Source organism: Candidatus Cardinium hertigii, from assembly GCF_050864855.1.
Taxonomy (GTDB): domain Bacteria; phylum Bacteroidota; class Bacteroidia; order Cytophagales; family Amoebophilaceae; genus Cardinium; species Cardinium hertigii_C.
Genome location: NZ_JBOZWW010000027.1, coordinates 1 through 1,661, shown reverse-complemented (window position 1 = coordinate 1,661; position 1,661 = coordinate 1). Strand labels below are relative to the sequence as shown.

Sequence of the window (1,661 nt, the reverse complement as noted above, 5' to 3'; positions counted from 1 at the left end):
CTCTTGAAGAAGATTTAAAAGGTTGTATATATCGTATAGATGATCATGCTAATTCTGTAAAATTTTCTGAAAATTTCTTAGAATTTTTGGATAAATTTTTTGATAAATATAAAAAATTACAGAAATAGGTTCTACCGGATAGGCGGCTCTGTCCAGTTAAGTGTGTAAATTATTTTTAGGATTATTGGATTCTCTTTTCAAATTTAATTAAAAAATGTGCTATAGCCTCACTCCAATTATGAATAGGCATGGTCCACTTTTTTGTCATATAGTTAATAGTTAAATATAAGGTTTTAAAAACAGCTATATCGTTAGGGAACACTCTTTTATTTTTAGTAACTCTGCGGAATTGGCTATTTACAGATTATCGAGTAGATTCAGGGATTACTCCCTGAATCCCTCACGGAACCGGACTTACAGATTTCCCATATCCGGCTCTTCAACAAGAAAACTGGCAGTAATTATATAGTACAGAATGAGGCAGATAAGGTTTTATTAGACCATATCTTTTTATGATGTCTCTATATTTGGGGTGTTTTGACTAAAAGACCGGTTTGTCTGATTTAGGGTATAAATTATTTGTTAACCAGTTAATTCACCCTGAATTGCAAATACAGGGCTTAAGATTACGGCATGAATGCCTTAGCCACAGCTAGTTTTCGACTTGAAAGTCTCCAAGTTTATCTTTTATTTATCCATGTCTATCAACATAATCCTTGATCATTTGATCTGTAACAGTACTAGAATTTCTTACAAACAGATTACTTTTTTACAAAATTGAACCTTTAATTGCCAAATATGTTGAAACGACGCACTGCAAGTACGGGGTTTTTCTCCCAAAGTGGGACAATAAACGGTTCTGTCGCATGTGTGTAAAGAAAGGATTAAATTTAGATTTTAGTTTAAAATTTTGTTTAGATGTTTAATATTACGCCCAGATTATTGCCATATTTTAAAGGGTTTTGTTCATCCCCGGAGTTAATTCTTTTATTTGTGTATATGAAATGCCGTTTTTCATTAAGCTATAGAGATCTGGAAGAGATGATGCATATTAGAGGCGCAAAAATTGATCATTCTACTTTACAAAGATGGGTTATAAAATTTGTTCCACTAATAGATCAAGAAGTTAGAAAAAGAAAACGTCCAGTCGGTAGTAGTTGGAGAATGGATGAAACTTACGTGAAACTAAATGGGAAATGGATCTATTTATATAGAGCAGTAGATCGTTATGGAGATACAGTTGAATTTTTTCTAAGTGAACGTAGAGACAAATCTGCAGCTCTTTCTTTTTTTAATAAGGCTATCAAAGAAAATAATACTCCATCCAAAGTTGTAGTTGACAAAAGTGGTAGTAATAAATCTGCTCTTGATGCTTTAAATATAGAACTAGATCAAGACCATAAGATTGAAATATTTCAAAACAAATACTTGAATAATAGAGTTGAACAAGACCATAGATTTATCAAAAAACGGATAAAACCCATGCTAGGGTTTAAGAGTTTCCAGGCTGCAAACATTACCATTACAGGGGTGTTTTGACTAAAAGCCCGGTTTGTCTGATTTTGGTTTAAAAAGTCTGTTAATCAATTAATTAAGAATAAAAGTTGATGTCATTTTCTTCCATCAATTTTCATATAATAAACTGAATATCAACTATATTG

Annotated in this window: 1 pseudogene; it reads left to right on the top strand. The window is 31.8% G+C overall.

Annotated elements, in window-relative coordinates:
• Positions 1-918: 918 nt before the first annotated feature.
• Positions 919-1,533, top strand: a pseudogene (locus ACRRVB_RS00895) (IS6 family transposase); the annotation flags it as partial.
• Positions 1,534-1,661: the final 128 nt, after the last annotated feature.